The sequence below is a fragment of the Stenotrophomonas sp. Steno-C17 genome (assembly GCF_056393165.1).
This window is the reverse complement of the sequence record NZ_JBWJPD010000030.1, coordinates 1-18,410: the sequence shown is the minus strand read 5'-3', so window position 1 is coordinate 18,410 and position 18,410 is coordinate 1. Positions and strand designations below refer to the sequence as shown.

The following is an 18,410-nucleotide window of genomic DNA, read 5'->3' as shown; positions in this document are numbered from 1 at the left end:
GTCGCGATTCGCACGCCATTTTCTGCAATTTTCGGCAAAAACTGTCGCATTTGGCTTTATGGCCGACTGCGCGCGCGGATGACAACATTCTGTTAACCCCGCTCGCCTAGACTGGCTGGCATGGGAGAGCGATTCACACCACTGCCGTTTGCGGGCCGGGAGCGCCTGCTTGCGGCCATCGACGGCGCCGTCTGCCTGGCCGATCCACGCGCGATCACTGGCGCCCTGCAGCGCGTGCTGCGCGAGGCCATCGCCGATCCACAGATCCAGTTACCGCCCTGCGTACGCCGCCCGGTGGACGGCCACTACGCCCGGCGCGAGCTGCACCGCAGCCCGACGCTGGGCTACAGCGTCATCGCCATGTGCTGGGGCCCGGGGCAGGGCACGCCGCTGCACGACCACGATGCCATGTGGTGCGTGGAGGGGGTCTGGCAGGGCGAATTGATCGTTACCCCGTATGCGCTGCTGGAACGGCAGGGCGAACGCCACCGCTTCGCCGCGCAGGAAGCGCTGTACGGCTACCGCGGCAGCGCCGGCAGCCTGATTCCGCCGCACGAGTACCACACGCTGCGCAACGCCAGCGATGACGAGGTGGCCGTGTCGGTGCACGTGTACCAGGGCGTGATGGAACGCAGCGCAGTGTTCGATCCACTGGGCGACGGCTGGTATCAGCGCCGGGTGAAGATGATGGAGACCGACGCGGCGTGACCGCGTGCCGCCGGACGCGGCACGCCGGCCACGTTGTTCAACCGGCTGGGCGCTGCGCTGCTTCGTAGAGTCGAGCTTGCTCGACTGCTGTTGGCGCCATGCGAAGAGCAGTCGAGCAAGCTCGACTCTACGAACGCCGGGCGTTGCGGCCCCCGCGCGCCTCCTCAACGCGGTACGTCGGCCACGTTGTTCAACACCCGGGCGTTGCCGCCTCCGCGCGCCCCCTCAACGCGGCACGTCGGCCACGTTGTTCAACCGGGTCACTTCTTCGCCGCCATCGGCCAAGGCAACGCGCACGCGCAGGCCGCTGCGGTCACCGGCCGGCAACGGCAACGACACCACCTCGGTCTTCGGCTGCAGGTCGGTCGGTGCGGCCATGGCCGGCACGTCGCTGCGGGCGATCTCGCGGCCACGCGCGTCTTCCAGCACTGCCACGCCCACGCCGCTGCCGACATGGCCCAGGCTGTGCACGGTCACATGTACCTGGCGGCCGTCCACGCGCACATCGCCGCGGCCGATGCCCAGGTCCGGGCGGGTTTCCACCGGCGTGCCCGCGCTCACCCGCTCGAACTCGAAGACTTCGGTACGGCCCGGGCGGAACTGCATCGGCACCGAGGTGCTGGTTTCCAGCTGCACCGTGCGTTCGCGCGGCGTACCGTCAATGCGCCCATCGCCGTCGGCATCCACGCCGCTGCGGATGCGCCAGGTGCCGCTGGCTACGTTCCAACCGGTCATGTCGGCGCCGATGGTGCGGTTGCCCAGGGTATGGCTGGTCACCGTGAAGCGCTCGCGGGACGGCGCATGCACCAGCAGCGCGACCTGCTCGGCGGCGCCGTCGCGGTCGAATCGCCAGCTGACCGTGTGCCCCGGCCAGCTCTGGTTGCGCTTCAGCGCGATGCCGCCCAGGCGGGCGCGCTGCAGGAATTCGCTGGGTGCTTCCACCCGATCGGACCACCAGTGGCCTTCGGTGTTCATGTACGCACGCTGCGCCTTGGCCTGCACGCCATCGGCATGCAGCGCATCGATGTACTGCAGGTCGCCGGTGGCCTGCCAGGCCATCAGGCTGGCGAAGCCGGTCTTGCCGGCCTTCGCATCGGCGGTCAGCTGCGGATACCAGTCCTGCTGGCGGCCCAGCACCTCCACGTAGTTCTCGCCCAGGTTGGCCAGCGCGCCCGGGCCGCCACGGGCCACGCGGTAATCCAGCGCCTGCAGGTACTTCGCATCGCCGGTCCAGCGCCACGCCGCCCAGAACGTATGCATGATGTCGCCGCTGCCCGAACCGTTGTTCAGTTCACCGCCGCGGGTGGCACCGGTGGCCCAGTTGATCTCGTTGGGCAGGGTGAAGCGGCCCTTGTCGTCGCGGCCGGCGTGGGCCAGGTAGCCGTCTGCCAGGCCGATCACCAGCTTGCGGCCGGTTGGATCGGCGTTGTACTGGCCGAGCAGGAACGCCGGGTGCAGCACCGGGAAGGAGTACGGCTTCTGCCACTGCCAGTTCGGTTCGCGGTAGACCTTGTTGCCACCGAACCAGTTGCTGGAGAACAGCAGATGGCCCTGCGGGTTGCGCAGGATGATGCGTTCGTCGAACGCCTTCACCGTTTCCATCAGCCGCTCCACCGTCAGCGGGTCGCCCCAGTTGAGGTAGAGCATGGCGCTGTTGGTGTTGATGCCTTCCTCGTAGGAATGCAGTTCGTCGGTTTCGATGGTGCTCAGGCCATTGCTGAACATGCCATTGCGGTACACCGCATCGGACAGTGCGGTGAGCGAGGCGTTCAGGCGATCCGGCTGCACGCCCATCAGGGCCAGGCCCGGCCACTGCTGGGTCAGGTCGGAATCGTCGGAGATACCGCCGCCGAAATCGCCGTAGGCCACCTGGCGTTCGTCGATCCACCAATCGATGAACTGCCGCACCTGGGCCAGGTCCTGCAGCTGGTGGAAGGCCCAGGCGGGCACGCCCTTGGGCACCTGCGGTGCATCGAAGGGCGGGCGACCCTGGCTGTTGTAGCTGATGTAGTTCCAGTACAACCGCCCCAGTTCGTGGTCCGGGTCCACCCGCAGCAGATCGCTCAGGTCGGCATAAACGCGTGCGTACAGGCGCTGCCGCTTGGACGTGGTGTGCTCTTCCACCAGGAAGCCCCAGTTGTCGCGCACCTGGTTGAAGCGGTCGGCCACGTGTTCCTTCAGCGCTTCGGCGCGCGGCTTGAACACCAGGCGCACCTGCGCGCCATCCAGCGCAGCGGCATCGAAGCCCGGTGCCGCCGAGGCGATGCTCAGCCACAGGCTGTCGGGGGTCAGGATGCGGTCGCGCAGGTCCAGCCACAGCGTGCGCTTCTGGCCGGGCTGCACCGACACCGAGACATCGATCATGTCGCGCGCCGGCCAGATCGGGTCCTTGATGCGGATGTTCAGTGGAATCAGGCCGTCATGCGTGGCCGGAAGATCCAGCGCGGGCAGATCGATGGCCACGCCATCCAGTCCGTCGTGCATGTTTTCCCAGCTGTAGGCCCAGCTGCGGATCAACGGCTGGTTGGCCGGCGCATCGCCCACGCCGGAGGGAATCAGCACGTGCACGATCGGGCGCGGCTGCGCCGGCAGCGTATCGGCGCTGCGGCGGCGTGAACCGGCACCCTTCGGCAGGGCCATCACCGTGCTGCGTTCGGCGGCCGGATAACGGCCGTCGATGTAGCGGCGCAGGGCGTCCAGGTTGGTGTAGTCGGGCAGGGCCTGGCTGTCGATGATGTAGGTCTGCTTCACCGTGCCTTCGGGCTCGGCGCCCTCGCTCACGTTGTAGGCCCAGATCTCCTGGATCGGCGTTTCCTGCTCCACGTTGCTGAAGCGCAGCACGCCGCCGGTCTGCGCGGGAATGTCCTGCACGCTGCGCACCACGCCCTGTGCGCGCGTGGCCAGCACCTGGGTGGCGTGCGCGGCGTCGGCGCCGTGGGCCAGGGTGCCGAAGGCCGCGCCGCGGATCTCCACCCGGTTCACCGTCTCGCCCACCGGCAGGGTCAGGTCCAGGTGCTGGCCGCTTTCAACGTAGGTGTTCCAGTCCGGCAACTGGAAGTAGTCGTTGCGGCCGGGCAGGCGCGAGCGGTTGTAGACCCCGGGCCAGGTGGTTTCGGCAATGCCGTCAGTGGCCTTCCACATCCACGCTTTCAGGTCGCGGGTGTCGGCGAACTCGATCTTGCGGATGCGCGTGCCCGTGGCCGACAACGCAGGCGGTGCGGCGCCTTCCCAGCCGAAGCGATGGCGCCAGGCGCGTTCGTCGGTGACCGCCGCCACCGCGCTGGCCGGTGCCTGGCCGCGTGCCAGCGCCGCCACGGCGGGGCCGTCCAGCATGCGGTCGTACACCCGGATGTGCTGGAAGTCGCTGCCGCGCAGGAAGTTGTAGCGGCTCTGCACCTGGTAGGGCGCCATCACCCGCCCGGCCAAACCCAACTGGTCCAGCGCGGCGTCGAAATCGCCGGTGGCTTGCGTGCGCGCCACTTCGCGCCCGTCCACGAACAGGCGCACGCCCAGGTCCTCGTCCCAGGCGAACGCCAGGTGCAGCCACTGGTCGGGCCGCGGCGGCGTGTCCATGCGGAACGACACGCGGCTGCGTGCCAGGTTGGCATCGGTCACGAACGCATCGAAGCCATGGCCGTTCCAGTCGATGCGCAGCCAGGCCATGTCCCAGCTGCTGTGATCGGCATAGCCCACGCGGAAGATCACGAACGGTGCTTCGCCCACCGCATAGCGCGGGCGCCAGTCGAAGGCCAGGGTGCCGCGCTGGGCCTGGATGTTGCCGGGCGCATCCCAGGCCAGCACGCCGTCATCTTCCCACTGGATCGCCTTGCCGCGTGCACCGTCGTCCACCACGGCGGCCTTGTCGCGGAAGTTCGGCACCGCCTCGCCCTGCGCCGTCACGGCCGTCAGTCCCTGGTTGGCATCCACGTGGAACAGCAGCGTGGGCGGTGCAGCGGCCGCCGCAGGCAGGGCGCTGGCCAGCAGCAGCGCGGCGACCAGCAGGCGGCGGCGCGGACGGGACGAAGCAGAAGCAGTGCGGTGCATGGAACCTTCCTTTCAGCAGCATTCGACGGTGCAGCGGTACGGCAAGGCAGGCAGGGGCTCAGAACTTGTAGCGCAGCCCCAGGTAGTACTGGCGACCGGTATGGGTGTAGCGGTCGGGCAGGGACAGGGCCGAGTCCACGTAACGCTCATCGGCGCTGTCCAGCAGGTTGATCGCCTCGAAGCTGACGGTCAGCTGCTTGTTGAACTTCCAGGACATGTTGAAATCCACGTTCTCCACGCTGTACTTGCCAGTCACGTCGGCGGTGGCGTACTGGTTGCCGTCCAGGTCCCAGACGTTCTCCTGGGTCAGGATCTGGTTGATGTAGGCGTCGCGGTAGCTGGTGGAAACACGCGCGCTGAAGCGGCCATCGTCGTAGTACAGGGTGGCGTTGTACGAGTTCGGCGACAGGTTCAGCAGATCGTTCTCGGTGTAGGTGGTGACGATGGTGTCGCCGCTGCCGGAACTGAAGAGGTACTTGATCTTCGAATCGACGTGGGTGTAGTTCAGCTGGATGCCGAAGTTCTTCCAGAAGCCCGGCAGGAAGCTGAAGGGCTGCTGGTAGGTCAGCTCGTAGCCCTTCAGCGGGCCACCCGGCGTGTTGAAGTAACTCTGCACGTTGAACAGCGAGTTCGGGCTGAAACCGGCCGGCAGCAGGTCCAGCGAATAGCCCATGTCCTGCCAGGTGGTCAGCAGGCGGGTGCGCTGCACGTAGGTCTCGATATCCTTGTAGAACACCGCCGCCGACAGCAGCGCGCCTTCCTGGAAGTACCACTCCGCGCTCAGGTCATAGTTGGTGGAGCGGAACGGATCGAGCTTGGGGTTGCCCAGGTTGATCGAGTAGTAGCGGTCTTCATCGACGAAGGCGGTCGGGCCGCCACTGACGCTGGGCGACAGGTTGGACAGGGTGGGGCGGGCCATGGTCTTGGCCGCGCCGAAGCGCAGCACGAAGGTGTCGGTCAGGTCCCACGCCAGGTTCAGCGAAGGCAGCCAGTCGTCGTAGCGGTGGGCAACGGTGGTGCCGACCAGCAGGCGCTCACCGGCATCGGCCGTAGCGCTGGCCACGCCCAGAAACGGTTCGCAGGCCGACGACAGATCGGTGCTGCTGGCCGCCTGGCACGGCGCGTAGCCGCTGGCATCGATCTGCGTGCGCACGTAGCGCAGGCCCAGGTTGCCTCGGAACGGCCGGTCCCACAGCTCGGTATTGAAATCGAGTTGCAGATAGCTGGCGTAGCTCTTCTCGGTCACATCGAAGTTGTTGTTCGATGCGCCGTAGTGGCCCACGCCGGCCAGCCGGTAGTCGCCGCCCAGCGTGCCGGTGTTGCAGTTGCAGTAGATATCCAGCAGTTCGGCGATGCGGCTGAAGTCGGGAATCAACCAGCCATTGGGCGTGTTGCCATCCAGGCCCTTGCCGAAGCCGTCCAGGGTGGTGGACAGGTCACCCACGCCCACGCCGTTGGGCAGCGCCTGCGACATGCGTCCGTAGCTGATGTTGCGGTACTCCTGCGTGCTCATGCCGTAGTCCTTGTAGGCCAGGCCGCCGCGCAGGGTGAAGGTGGGCGAGAGGTTGAAGGTCAGGTCGACCTTGGCGGTGTCGAACGTGTTGTCGACGTACTGCGGGTTCAGCCGCACTTCGCTGATGTTGCCGCCGCGTGCGGTGCCGTTGGCGTTCACCGGCGCGGTGCCATAGCCCAGCCACTGCCACGACGCGGCATCGCCCAGCGCGAACGGGAAGGTCATCGACGGCATGCTGGCGCCGTTGCGCATGTCCAGCACGAAGCCATCCAGGTTGCTGTTGTCGAAGCTGACCATGGAGAACACGGGGCGTTCGAAGCTGGACGAGGAATGGCCGACCAGCGCGTCCAGGCGCACGGCGTCGTTGAAGCGGTGCTCGAAGTTCAGGCTGGCCTGCTTGAACTCGGTGCTCTCTTCGATCGAGGTCGATTCGGTACGGAAATCCACGTTGTCGAACACGCCGTAGACCAGCCGGTTCTGCGCATCCACCTGCGCTTCGCGCACGGCGATCTGGGTCTTGCCGCCGTACTGCGCGGTGCGGTGCAGGTTGGCGCCCAGCGAGTCTTCGCGCTGGTCCTTATCCAGCCGCGAGTACATCAGGTCCAGGTTGAGCAGGCTGTCGGGGCTGAAACGGAACTGCAGCGCGCCGGTCACGCCCAGTCGTTCGATCTCGTGCTCGGTGCGCACGTAGCGCGGGTAGCGCGGGATCCAGGCGTTGGTGGCGGTTTCGTAGGCGGCGATGTTTTCTGCGGTGGCCGCCGGCCGGTCGATGCCGGTGCCACAGTGGGTGGCGTCGATGCCGTAGCTGCCCCAGCCGTTGTTGCGCGCCTGGTTGGCGGCACTGCCGACGCCCTGCGCGGTTTCATTGCTGGCCGGGTTGCGCGGTGTCTGCGGGTTGTAGCCCACCGGGCTGCAGAAGCCGTAGGTGCCGTTGTTGGCAGCGGTGGACTGGTTGGAGTTGCGGTAGTTGCCATGTTCCCAGCGGACCGGGTTGTAGCCTTCCTCGAAGATGGTGCGCTTGCTCCACGCCACCGACATCAGTGCGCCGAAGCGGCCATCGGCCCAGGTGTTGCTCAACAGTGCCGACACCCGCGGGTCCTTGCTGCGCGACAGTTCGTTGAAGCCGTACTGGCCGTTCAGCGAGGCCTGGAAACCGTCGTAGTCAAACGGCCGCGAGGCGCGCAGATCGACGGTGGCGCCCAGTGACCCCTCATCCATCTGCGCCGACTGGGTCTTGTTCACCTTGACCCGACTGAACAGTTCCGAGGCGAAGGTGTTGAAGTCGAAGCCACGGCTGCGGTTGACGCCGGTGGTGCCGCTGCCGGCGGTGGACAGCGCTTCCAGGCCATTGATGCGCACGCGGGTGAAGTCCGAACCCAGGCCGCGCACGGAGATCTGCTGGCCTTCGCCGCCTTCGCGGTCGATCGACACGCCGGCGATGCGCTGCATCGATTCGGCCAGGTTCAGATCGGGAAACTTGCCGATGTCCTCGGCGTAGATCGCATCGACCTGCTCGACGCTGTAGCGCTTCTCGTCCAGCGACTGCTGCAGGCTTTCACGGTAGGTGGCTTTCACCACCACCTTGTCCAGGTCCACCGCATCGGGCGCAGACGCGGCCGCTTCCGGGGTCTGCTGTGCATGGGCGGTCTGGCACAGCACCAGGCCGATCGACAGGGCAAGCACGGTGAGCGGCGCGCGGCCGCGGTGAAGCGCGAGCGACGAATCCATCTGAAATCCCCTCCCAGGGTGTCCTCAAGCGTTGCAGGTGCGTTGCTGCGTCGTGCCGGCCTCCTCCGGCACGACGCGGGTGCAACGACGTGCTGACACCGCGGGTCATGCGTGAACGTAACAAAGCACATGGGACGCGGCATCTTGCGCCGCAGCAGTGCGCCGCAGCGGTGTGTCGTTGCACGGGAATGCGGCGGCGTGCGCACACGCCGCCGCGGCTGGATCAGAACTTGTAGCGCACGCCCAGCAGGTACTGGCGGCCGGTTTCGGTGTACTGCAGCGGCAGCTGGCCGGTGGTGGGGGAGTACACCCACTCGTCGGACGCTTCGTTGGTCAGGTTGATGCCTTCCAGGCTCAGTTCCAGCTGGTCGCTGATGCGGTAGCGGATCGAAGCGTCCAGCACGGTGGTGCCGGTCATGCCGTGGTAGCCATCCAGGTTGAAGCCGGTTTCCTGGCCCGGTGCCTGGGTCAGGTAATCGCTGCGGTTGGTGGCCGACACGCGCCCCGACCAGACCTCGCCTTCGTAGAACAGCGTGGCATTCCAGGCGTTCTTCGAGGTGCCGGTCAGCTGGTTCTTCATCACCGCCACGCCGTTGCCGTTCACGTACTGGATGCTGGTGTCGACCCAGGTGTAGTTCAACTGTATGCCCAGGTTCGACCACTTGCCGGGCAGGAAGGTGAAGGGCTGGGTGTAGTTGGCTTCCACGCCGTACAGCTCGCCACCCGGGGTGTTCAGCGGAATGCTGAAGGTGAAGTCATCGTTGACCGAGGCGCCGGTACCTTCCAGCAGGCTGGCCGGCAGGCCGCTGGTGGAATACGGACGCACTTCGCGCGTGGTCTGCACGAACGATTCGATGTCCTTGTAGAACAGGCCGATGCCGGCCATCGCGCCTTCGTTGAAGTACCACTCGAAGCTCATGTCCACGTTGGTGGCGCGGAACGGATCCAGGTTCGGGTTGCCGCCGGCCACGGTGCGCGCGCCGCCGGCCACGGCCACGGTCACGCCGGGGGTCAGGTTGCCCAGGCCCGGTCGGCTCATCACCTTGGCCGCGCCCAGGCGGATCAGGAAGTCCGGGGTGATCTCGGCCACCAGGTTGAACGAGGGCAGGGTGTCGTTGTACTTGCGGTTGGTGGTGGCCGGCACCAGCACGCCGCCCACGGTGGCCGCGCCACTGGAGGTCTGTTCGGTCTGCACGTAGCGCACGCCGAAGTTGCCCGACAGCGGAATGCTGCCCAGATCGGTGGAGAACTCACCCATCAGCCAGACGCCACGGTCTTTCTCTTCCACGCTGCGGCTGTTGTTGGCACGCGGTGCCAGCGCGAACGTGCCGGTGTTGCTGTAGATATCCAGCGCATCGGCCACGGCATCCAGGTTGGGCACCACCCAGCTCGACGGCGAACCGGAGATGCCCTTCAGACCGGCCTGGCTGGTCAGGTCCACCGGCACGATGCGCGAGCCATTGGCGAAGGTCGGTACCGCGCCTTCGCTGTTGCGGCGCAGCTCCAGCGTGTCGAACGTGTAGTTCTTGGCCAGCACGCCGCCCTTCAGGCGGAAGCCGGGGCTGATGTTCCAGTTGAAGTTGACTTCGGCGGTGTCGAAATCGTTGTCCACGTACTGCGGGCGCAGGCGGATCTCGGCCAGCTCCCAGCCATTGGGGTTGGTCGGGTCGATGCCGTAGTTCAGCACCGGCGCACGGCTGTTGCCACGGTAGTCGTAGCTGTAACCATCCACATCGTACTTGTCCATGATGATGGTGGTCTGCACCGGGTTCTCGTGCTTGGAGCGCGAGACACCGACCTTGCCGTTGAGCGAGAACGCATCATTGAAGCGGTGATCGAAGTTCAGGCTGGCCTGCTTGAACTCGGTGCTCCATTCGTCGTGGCGGTTCTCGCTGCGGATGTCGACGTTGTCGAATTCACCGTAGACCAGCGCGTTGTTGCGGATCTCGCCGTTGCGCACCACGGTCACCGGCTTGCCGTCGCGGTCGGGGCGGCGGTTGGCGCCGGTAGCCGCATCGCGGTTGCGGCTGAAGGAAATCGCTTCGATGTAGTGCTCGTCGCGCGTGGCGTCGATCTTCGAGTACAGCGTATCGAGCGAGATCTCGGTGCGATCGGTCGGCTTCCACTGCAGCGAACCGGTCACGCCCAGGCGCTTCTGCTCGTGTTCCATCTGCACGTAGCGCGGGAAGCGCGGGTGATACACATCGGCGCTGCGTGCGGCCGGGAACAGCGGGCTGGCGGCAAAACCACCGTTGCTGGTGCCGTTGGCCCAGCGCCCGGTGTTGGAGCCTTCTTCCAGCGCCTGGCGTTCGGAATAGGCCACCGACAGCAATGCGCCGAAGGTGCCATCGGCGAAGGTGTTGGCGATCAGCGCGGCCATGCGCGGGTCGGCCTTTTCAGCCATCGCATTGAAGCCGGCCTGGCCACTGGCAGCGAAGGTGAAGCCGTCGTAGTCGAACGGACGCGCGGTACGCAGGTCCACCGTGGCGCCCAGCGAACCTTCCTCGACGTCGGCCGAGGCGGTCTTGCGCACGATCATCTGCGAGAACAGATCCGAGGCGAACACGTTGAAGTCGAAGCCGCGGCCGCGGTTGGTGCCGCCGCTCTGGTCACCGGCGCCCACGGTGGTCAGCGCCTCCATGCCGTTCAAGCGCACGCGGGTGAAATCCGGGCCCAGGCCGCGCACCGAGATGTTGCGGCCTTCGCCGGCTTCGCGGGTGATGACCACGCCGGGAATGCGCTGCAGCGATTCGGCCAGGTTCAGGTCGGGGAACTTGCCCACATCCTCGGCCACGATGGCATCGACCACGCCCGATTCGCTGCGCTTGATGTCCAGCGCCTTTTCCACGCTGGCGCGGTAGCCGGTGACGTTCACCGTGTCCAGGTTGGTCGCGGTGGGCGCTTCACCCTGCTGCTGCGCCGCGGCGTTTACCGACAGCGCCAGGCCGACGGCCATGGCGAGCAAGGTAACCGGTGTCTTTTTTGCGTGGTTCCGAGAATGCATGCCTTTCCCCTCTCCCAAAGGTCTGGTCTCGCGAGTGTTTCAGCGGAATGACACCGCTGGTCAAGGCGGACGGTAACAGCACGTCCCGGTTCCGGCATCTTGCACCGCAACAGACCTGCAATGTCTCCAAGATGCTTGCGGGACAATGCTTCCGACAGTTTGCTAGGCTGTGCCAACGGTCGGTTGGATTTAGAATGACACCGATAGTCAACCGCCACGCGGGTGCGTGGTGCGATTCCACGCCGTGCAGCAGGGTCTGCTGGCGGCCAGCGTAAGGGAGCGGAAATGGGTCGTGTCGTGTGTTTCGGGGAACTGCTGCTGCGGATGGGCGCGCCGGGGCGCGAGCTGCTGCTGCAGTCGCCGCAGTTGCAGGTGCACGGGGGCGGTGCGGAAGCCAACGTGGGTGTCTCCTTGTCCTGCTTCGGACATGAGGTGGCCATGGTCAGCACCGTGGCCGGCAATGCGCTGGGCGCGCACGTACTGGGCGAACTGCGCCGCCATGGCGTGGACACGCGCGGTGTGCGCCAGGACCCGGACGGCCGCATGGGCCTGTACTTCCTGACCACCGGCGCGGTGCAGCGGGCCAGTGAAGTGGTCTACGACCGCGCCGATTCGGCGTTCGCCCGCAGTACCGCCGCCGACTACGACTGGCCGGCACTGCTGCAGGGCGCACAGTGGCTGCACCTGTCCGGGGTCAGCCCGGCACTGGGCCCGGACGTGGCGCAGGCCACGCTGGAAGCAGCGCGTGCAGCGCGCGCACTGGGCGTGCGCGTGTCCTTCGACGGCAACTTCCGGCCCAAGCTGTGGCAGCGCTGGGGCGGCGATGCACAGGCGATCCTGCACCAGCTGTTCGCGCAGGCCGACATCGTGTTCGCCGACTACCGCGATATCGAGGTGATCCTCGGCCAGCGGTTCGAGCAGGCCGATGTGGTGGCCAAGGTGGACGCCGCAGCGGCCGCGGCCTTTGCGGCGTTCCCGCAACTGCAGTGGATGGCCTGCACCCAGCGCCAGGCGATCAGCGTGGACCACCACGCTCTTGGCGCGCTGCTGCTGGGCCGCGATGGCACCCGGGCACAGGCGCCGGTGCGCCAGCTGCAGGGCATCGTCGATCGCATCGGCGGCGGCGACGCGTTCGCGGCCGGCATCCTTCATGGCATCCTGTCCGGCTTCGATGCCGAGGCCACCGTGCGCTTCGGCCTGGCCGCCGGCGGACTGAAGCATTCGATCCCCGGCGACTTCAACCCTGTCAGCGAAGCTGACGTGCTGGCCCTGGTGGGCGAGGAGCGATTCGATGTCCGGCGCTGATCCGCGCGTACGTGCGGTACTGAAACTGGCCCCGGTGATCCCGGTGTTCACCCCCGATGACGTGGACGACGCGGTGCAGGTGGCACAGGCCCTGTTCCGCGGCGGCCTGCCGGTGATCGAGGTGACCCTGCGCACGCCGCGCGCGCTGGAGGCGATCAAGGCGATGGTCGAGGCCGTGCCCGACGCCGTGGTCGGCGCCGGCACGGTGATGACCCCGGCGCAGATGCAGGCGGCGAAGGCGGCCGGTGCGCGCTTCGCGGTGTCGCCCGGCGCAACACCCACCCTGTATGCCGCCGCTCGCGATGCGGACCTGCCGTACCTGCCGGGCGTGGCCACCGGGTCCGAACTGATCGTGGGTTTCGAGCACGGCCTGGACACCTTCAAGTTCTTTCCGGCGGTACAGGCCGGGGGCGCGGCGTTGTTGTCGGCCTGGCACGGCCCGTTCGCCGATGTGCGCTTCTGCCCGACCGGCGGCATCAGCGTGCAGACCGCGCCGCAGTTCCTGCACCTGCCCAACGTGCTGTGCGTGGGCGGTTCCTGGCTGACCACCGCTGCGCTGGTGCAGGCACGCGACTGGCAGGGCATCGAAGACCTGGCACGCCAGGCCTCGGTGCTGGCCAGCTGAAGGCCACCACGCCGGTAGAGTCGAGCTTGCTCGACTGGCCTTTCTTCGCAGACCGGCGCCGTTGGTAGAGTCGAGCTTGCTCGACTGGCATTTCGCGTAGAGCAGTCGAGCAAGCTCGACTCTACGGGGCGGGTTTGTCGAGCAAGCCCGCCATTGCCAGCGGGTGGGTCGGGCAAACCCGGCATTGCCGCGCGTTCAACCGCCGCGCGGTGCGCCCAGCCGCCGGTACAGCGTGCTGCGGCTGATTCCCAGCCGCTTGGCCGCTGCGCTTACATTGCCCTCGCACGCGGCCAGCGCCTGGCGCATCGCCGCTTCGGCAATCTCCCCCAGTACTGCATTGGGCGCCGCCACGGGCGGCAGCGCATCCACCACACCGTTGCGCACGACGTCGGGCAGCAGTTCCGGACCCGGCGGTTGGCCCGGCCCGGCCAGCGCCACCAGCGTGCGCAGGCAGGCACTGAGCTGGCGCAGGTTGCCCGGCCAGGCACAGGCCACCAGCGCGGCACGCGTGGCAGCCGGCAGCGCCTGGTCGTGGCCCAGCTGCTGCCACAGCGCATCGACCACCGCGCCGCGATCAGCATGCTGGCGCAGTGGTGCCAGGGTCACCACGTGGTCGGCGATGCGGTAGTACAGATCCGCGCGGAAGCGCCCGGCGGCCACCGCCTGCGGCAGGTCGCAGTGGCTGGCGCAGACCAGGGCGAAATCCAGCTTCACCGGCTTGCCGCCGCCCAGCGGTGACAGCTCACGCTCCTGCAGCACGCGCAGCAAGCGGGGCTGCAGCGCCAACGGCATGTCGCCTATCTCGTCCAGGAACAGCACACCGCCCTCGGCCTGGCGCAGCAGCCCCGTGCTGCCGTGGCGGCGCGCACCGGTGAAGGCACCTTCCTCGTAACCGAACAGCTCCGATTCGATCAGGCCCTCAGGCAATGCAGCGCAGTTCACCGCTACGAAGGGCCGACCGGCGCGCACGCTGCGCGTATGCAGCTCGCGTGCGAATACCTCTTTGCCGGTGCCGGTTTCACCCTGCAGCAACACCGGCAGGCCGGCCTGCAGCACGCGCCCTGCGGCGTCCAGCTGGCCCTGCTGGGTGGCGTCGAACAGTGGCCCGGGAGGGACCGGCGCCACGACCGGGCGCGCAGGCGCCACGCGCTGCACCGGTACCGCGTGCGCACGCCGCGTTGCGCGTGGCTGGCGCTGTCCATACAGACGGCGCCCCTGCCGGTCCAGCAGCACGCCATCGTCGGCCAGGCGTGACAAGGGCTGTTCGAAGAGGGCTTCATACGGGGTCCGCCCGATGTCGTGGCGCTCCAGCCCGAACAGCGCCAGGCCGGCGCGGTTGGCCGCCACCAGGCGCCCACCGCGGAAGCCCAGCACGCCTTCCCGCGCACTGCCCAGCAGCACCGGTTGATGGTGCAGGCGCAGCAGCTCGCAGTCGGGCAGCCCGTCGGCGAAGCCGCGATGTTCGATCTGGGCCACCGCCTGCCGCACCAGGGCCAGCGCGTGCAGGTGCGGCAGGCGCGCGTCGCCGGATACGTCCAGCACCCCCAGGCATTGCCCGTGCGGGTCCATGATCGGTACCGCCGAGCAGGTGAGGATGCCGTGCGGCGCGAAGTAGTGTTCGCCACCGCGCACCTGCAGCGCGCGCCCTTCCACCAGCGCGGTGCCAATCGCATTGGTGCCCACGCTGGTTTCGTCCCAGCGCACGCCCGGCATCAGCGCCACGCGGCCGGCCTTGTCCAGGAAGCCGGTGCTGCCTTCGGCATCCAGGATCCAACCATCCTCGTCGGTCAGCAGCACGATGCTGCCGCTGTGGGTCATCTCCGCCGCCAAGCCTTCCAGCTCGGGCCGGGCCTGCCGCCACAATCGCTCGCGGCGCTGACGAAGCTCGCGCAGGCGACCATCGGTCAGTGGTTCGGCGTTGGGTTGTGCGTCCACCAGCAGGCCATGGCGCTGGCAGCGCTGCCACGAGTGCAGGATGGCATCGGGCACCGCGCCCACCGGCGCCGCACCGCGTTCGAAGAAACTGCGCCGGGCACTGCCCAGGCGCGGGTCGGGAGCAAGCGGGGACACCGACAGCCTCCTGTGTCGCATTCTGCGACAGTTGTTTCAGGACCTGTCCCGATTAACAGCACATCGCGTGCTCGACCGCAAGGAAGGGGCCTGCTGCAGCGCCGCAGCCGCGCACCCGATCCGCAGGCAGGCCACCGCAGGACCTCGTGACGCGCTGCAGCACGCCACAGTTGGCACCGTCCTTGCGCCAGCACGGGCACTACGCCAACCCGTTGGGAGCCCCGCATGAACGCCGTACCGTCCACCCGCCCGCATGCCACCGACCCGCGTTCGATCTTCAAGCCGCGCTACGGCAACTACATCGGCGGCGACTGGGTCGCGCCGCGCAGCGGCCAGTACTTCGACAACACCTCGCCGGTGAACGGGCAGGTGTTCACCGAAGTGGCCCGCTCCAATGCCGAGGACGTCGAAGCGGCGCTGGACGCGGCCCACGCCGCCAAGGAGGGCTGGGGCCGCACCCCGGTTGCCCAGCGCGCGCTGGTGCTGAACCGTATTGCCGACCGCATCGAGCAGAACCTGGAACTGCTGGCGCACGCCGAGACCTGGGACAACGGCAAGCCGATCCGCGAAACGCTCAACGCCGACCTGCCGTTGATGGTCGATCACTTCCGCTACTTCGCCGGTGCCCTGCGCGCGCAGGAAGGCAGCCTGTCCGAGATCGATGCCGACACCGTGGCCTACCACTTCCACGAACCGCTGGGCGTGGTCGGGCAGATCATTCCATGGAACTTCCCGCTGCTGATGGCGGCGTGGAAGCTGGCGCCGGCACTGGCCGCCGGCAACTGCGTGGTGCTGAAGCCCGCCGAGCAGACCCCGGCCTCGATCCTGGTGCTGATGGAAGTGATTGGCGATCTGCTGCCGCCGGGCGTGCTGAACGTGGTCAACGGCTTCGGCCTGGAAGCGGGCAAGCCGCTGGCCAGCAACCCGCGCATCGCCAAGATCGCCTTCACCGGTGAAACCACCACCGGCCGCCTGATCATGCAGTACGCCAGCCAGAACCTGATTCCGGTCACCCTGGAGCTGGGCGGCAAGTCACCCAACATCTTCTTCGCGGACGTGATGGCCGAAGACGATGATTTCCTCGACAAGGCGGTGGAAGGCTTCGTGATGTTCGCGCTGAACCAGGGCGAGGTCTGTACCTGCCCCTCGCGCGCACTGGTGCAGGAATCGATCTACGAGAAATTCATCGAGCGCGTGCTGGCGCGCGTGGCGGCGATCGTGCAGGGCGATCCGCTGGACCCGAACACGATGATCGGCGCGCAGGCATCGAGCGAGCAGCTGGAAAAGATCCTGTCCTACATCGATATCGGCCGCCAGGAAGGCGCCGAAGTGCTGATCGGCGGCGAGCGCAACACGCTGCAGGGCGACCTGGCCGGCGGCTTCTACGTGAAGCCCACCGTCTTCAAGGGCCACAACCGCATGCGCATCTTCCAGGAAGAAATCTTCGGGCCGGTGGTGGCGGTGACCACCTTCAAGACCGAAGAAGAAGCCCTGCAGATTGCCAACGACACGCTGTACGGCCTGGGTGCCGGCGTGTGGAGCCGCGATGCGGCGCGCCTGTACCGGGTCGGCCGCGCGATCCAGGCCGGGCGGGTGTGGACCAACTGCTACCACGCCTATCCCGCGCACGCGGCCTTCGGCGGCTACAAGCAGTCGGGCATCGGCCGCGAGAACCACAAGATGATGCTCGACCACTACCAGCAGACCAAGAACCTGCTGGTGAGCTACGCGCCGAAGAAGCTGGGTTTCTTCTGAAGTTTGATCGTGATCAAGGCGCCGGTTCTGCGCCGGCGCCATTCTGTCCGCAAGCGCACTACGGAGATCCATGCATGAACAGAACCATGAAGGCCGCCGTTGTCCGTGAGTTCGGCAAGCCGCTGGTCATCGAAGAAGTGGTGGTACCGCGCCCGGGGGCGGGCGAGGTACTGGTCAAGATCGAGGCCTGTGGCGTCTGCCATACCGACCTGCACGCCGCCGAGGGCGACTGGCCGGTGAAACCGAACCCGCCGTTCATCCCCGGCCACGAGGGCGTGGGGCACGTCGTGGCCGTGGGTGGCGGGGTCGGCCACATCAAGGAAGGTGACCGGGTCGGCATCCCCTGGTTGTACTCGGCGTGTGGCCATTGCGAACACTGCCTGGGTGGCTGGGAAACGCTGTGCGAAACACAGCGCAACACCGGCTATTCGGTCAACGGCGGTTTCGCCGAGTACGCACTGGCCGATGCCAACTATGTCGGCCTGCTTCCCAGGGAAGTGGGCTTCGTGGAGATCGCGCCGGTGCTGTGCGCCGGGGTGACCGTCTACAAGGGCCTGAAGGTGACCGACACCAAGCCCGGCGACTGGGTGGTGATTTCCGGCGTCGGCGGCCTGGGCCACATGGCCGTGCAGTACGCACGCGCCATGGGCCTGAACGTGGCGGCGGTGGACGTGGACGATGCCAAGCTGAAGCTTGCCCAGCGCCTTGGCGCGCAGGTGACAGTGAATGCGCGCAGCACCGATCCGGCTGCATTCCTGAAGAAGGAAATTGGCGGCGCGCACGGTGCACTGGTCACCGCGGTGTCGCCCAAGGCGTTCGAACAGGCACTGGGCATGGTCCGCCGCGGCGGCACCGTGTCGTTGAACGGGCTGCCGCCGGGCAACTTCCCGCTGGATATCTTCGGCATGGTGCTCAATGGCGTGACCGTGCGCGGTTCGATCGTCGGCACCCGCCTGGACCTGCAGGAATCGCTGCTGTTCGCCGCCGAGGGCAAGGTGGCGGCAACGGTCAGCACCGACCGCCTGGAGAACGTCAACGACGTGTTCGCGCGCATGCATGCGGGTACCATTGAAGGCCGCGTGGTGCTGGACTTCGCCGCCTGACCCTCCCGCGCACGGCTGCCGCGCCCGTCCCCCTCTCCCACGGGCGCGGCGGCTGTGCAAGGGGTCAGATCCCTCTGCCACTGGCAGAGGGCTCTGACCCTCGAACGAGGCCACCATGAACGACCTTCCGCCACAGGTCACCGCCACCCTGGCCGCACTGCAGCTGATCGACACGCTGCGCGCACGCCATGGCCCGCTGCTGTTCCATCAGTCCGGCGGCTGCTGCGATGGGTCCTCGCCGATGTGTTTCGCACAGGGCGATTTCATCGTCGGCGACCGTGACGTCTGCCTGGGCGAGATCGGCGGCGCGCCGTTCCACATCAGCCCGTCGCAGTTCGAGTACTGGAAGCACACACAGCTGATCATCGACGTGGTGCCCGGCCGCGGCGGCATGTTCTCGCTGGAGAACGGCGAGGGAGTGCGCTTCCTGGTGCGCTCGCGGTTGTTCAGCGATGCAGAGTTCGCCGCCTTGCAGGCCGCCGGCAAGGCATGACCCCTGCGGTAGAGTCGAGCTTGCTCGACTGGCCTCACCCGTAGAGTCGAGCTTGCTCGACT

The 18,410-nt window shown here is 67.3% G+C and carries 10 protein-coding genes; 6 read left to right on the top strand and 4 right to left on the bottom strand.

The window, feature by feature from the left end:
• Positions 1-120: 120 nt before the first annotated feature.
• On the top strand, positions 121-708 hold the full coding sequence (locus AC06FA_RS19160; RefSeq protein ID WP_478069670.1) for a cysteine dioxygenase family protein: 588 nt from the start codon (positions 121-123) through the stop codon (positions 706-708).
• A 225-nt stretch (positions 709-933) separates the two neighbouring features.
• Here the strand turns inward: AC06FA_RS19160 and AC06FA_RS19155 are convergent, their stop codons facing one another.
• The 3 genes from AC06FA_RS19155 to AC06FA_RS19145 all read right to left on the bottom strand — a co-directional run bounded on the left by AC06FA_RS19155 (position 934) and on the right by AC06FA_RS19145 (position 10,997).
• Entirely contained in the window at positions 934-4,752 is a 3,819-nt protein-coding gene (locus AC06FA_RS19155; protein WP_478069669.1) for a LamG-like jellyroll fold domain-containing protein, read from the bottom strand.
• A gap of 58 nt (positions 4,753-4,810) precedes the next feature.
• A complete protein-coding gene (locus AC06FA_RS19150) occupies positions 4,811-7,993 on the bottom strand; it encodes a TonB-dependent receptor (protein ID WP_478069668.1) in 3,183 nt (1,060 codons plus the stop codon).
• Between the two features lie 223 nt (positions 7,994-8,216).
• A complete protein-coding gene (locus AC06FA_RS19145) occupies positions 8,217-10,997 on the bottom strand; it encodes a TonB-dependent receptor (RefSeq protein ID WP_478069667.1) in 2,781 nt (926 codons plus the stop codon).
• A gap of 285 nt (positions 10,998-11,282) precedes the next feature.
• Here AC06FA_RS19145 and AC06FA_RS19140 point away from each other — a divergent pair, with 285 nt between their 5' ends.
• Together AC06FA_RS19140 and eda are read left to right on the top strand one after the other, a co-directional pair.
• The gene (locus AC06FA_RS19140) at positions 11,283-12,302 is read left to right on the top strand and encodes a sugar kinase (RefSeq protein WP_478069666.1); all 1,020 of its coding nucleotides are present in this window, start codon (positions 11,283-11,285) and stop codon (positions 12,300-12,302) included.
• Positions 12,289-12,927 carry a bifunctional 4-hydroxy-2-oxoglutarate aldolase/2-dehydro-3-deoxy-phosphogluconate aldolase gene (gene eda / locus AC06FA_RS19135; RefSeq protein WP_478069665.1) on the top strand — a complete coding sequence of 213 codons (639 nt, stop codon included), beginning with the start codon at positions 12,289-12,291 and terminating at the stop codon, positions 12,925-12,927. The genes AC06FA_RS19140 and eda overlap by 14 nt, the downstream gene beginning before the upstream one ends.
• Positions 12,928-13,122: 195 nt before the next feature.
• Here the strand turns inward: eda and AC06FA_RS19130 are convergent, their stop codons facing one another.
• Positions 13,123-14,997 carry a sigma-54-dependent Fis family transcriptional regulator gene (locus AC06FA_RS19130; protein WP_478069664.1) on the bottom strand — a complete coding sequence of 625 codons (1,875 nt, stop codon included), beginning with the start codon at positions 14,995-14,997 and terminating at the stop codon, positions 13,123-13,125.
• A gap of 225 nt (positions 14,998-15,222) precedes the next feature.
• On the opposite strand from AC06FA_RS19130, the gene adh reads away from it, so the two are divergent.
• The 3 genes from adh to AC06FA_RS19115 all read left to right on the top strand — a co-directional run bounded on the left by adh (position 15,223) and on the right by AC06FA_RS19115 (position 18,348).
• Positions 15,223-16,752 (top strand): aldehyde dehydrogenase, encoded by a 1,530-nt coding sequence (adh, locus tag AC06FA_RS19125; protein WP_478069663.1) that lies wholly within the window; start codon positions 15,223-15,225, stop codon positions 16,750-16,752.
• A 74-nt stretch (positions 16,753-16,826) separates the two neighbouring features.
• Positions 16,827-17,855: an alcohol dehydrogenase AdhP gene (gene adhP, locus AC06FA_RS19120; protein ID WP_478069662.1), complete on the top strand. Its 1,029-nt coding sequence runs from the start codon at positions 16,827-16,829 to the stop codon at positions 17,853-17,855.
• Positions 17,856-17,970: 115 nt separating this feature from the next.
• Positions 17,971-18,348 (top strand): DUF779 domain-containing protein, encoded by a 378-nt coding sequence (locus tag AC06FA_RS19115; protein WP_478069661.1) that lies wholly within the window; start codon positions 17,971-17,973, stop codon positions 18,346-18,348.
• Positions 18,349-18,410: the final 62 nt, after the last annotated feature.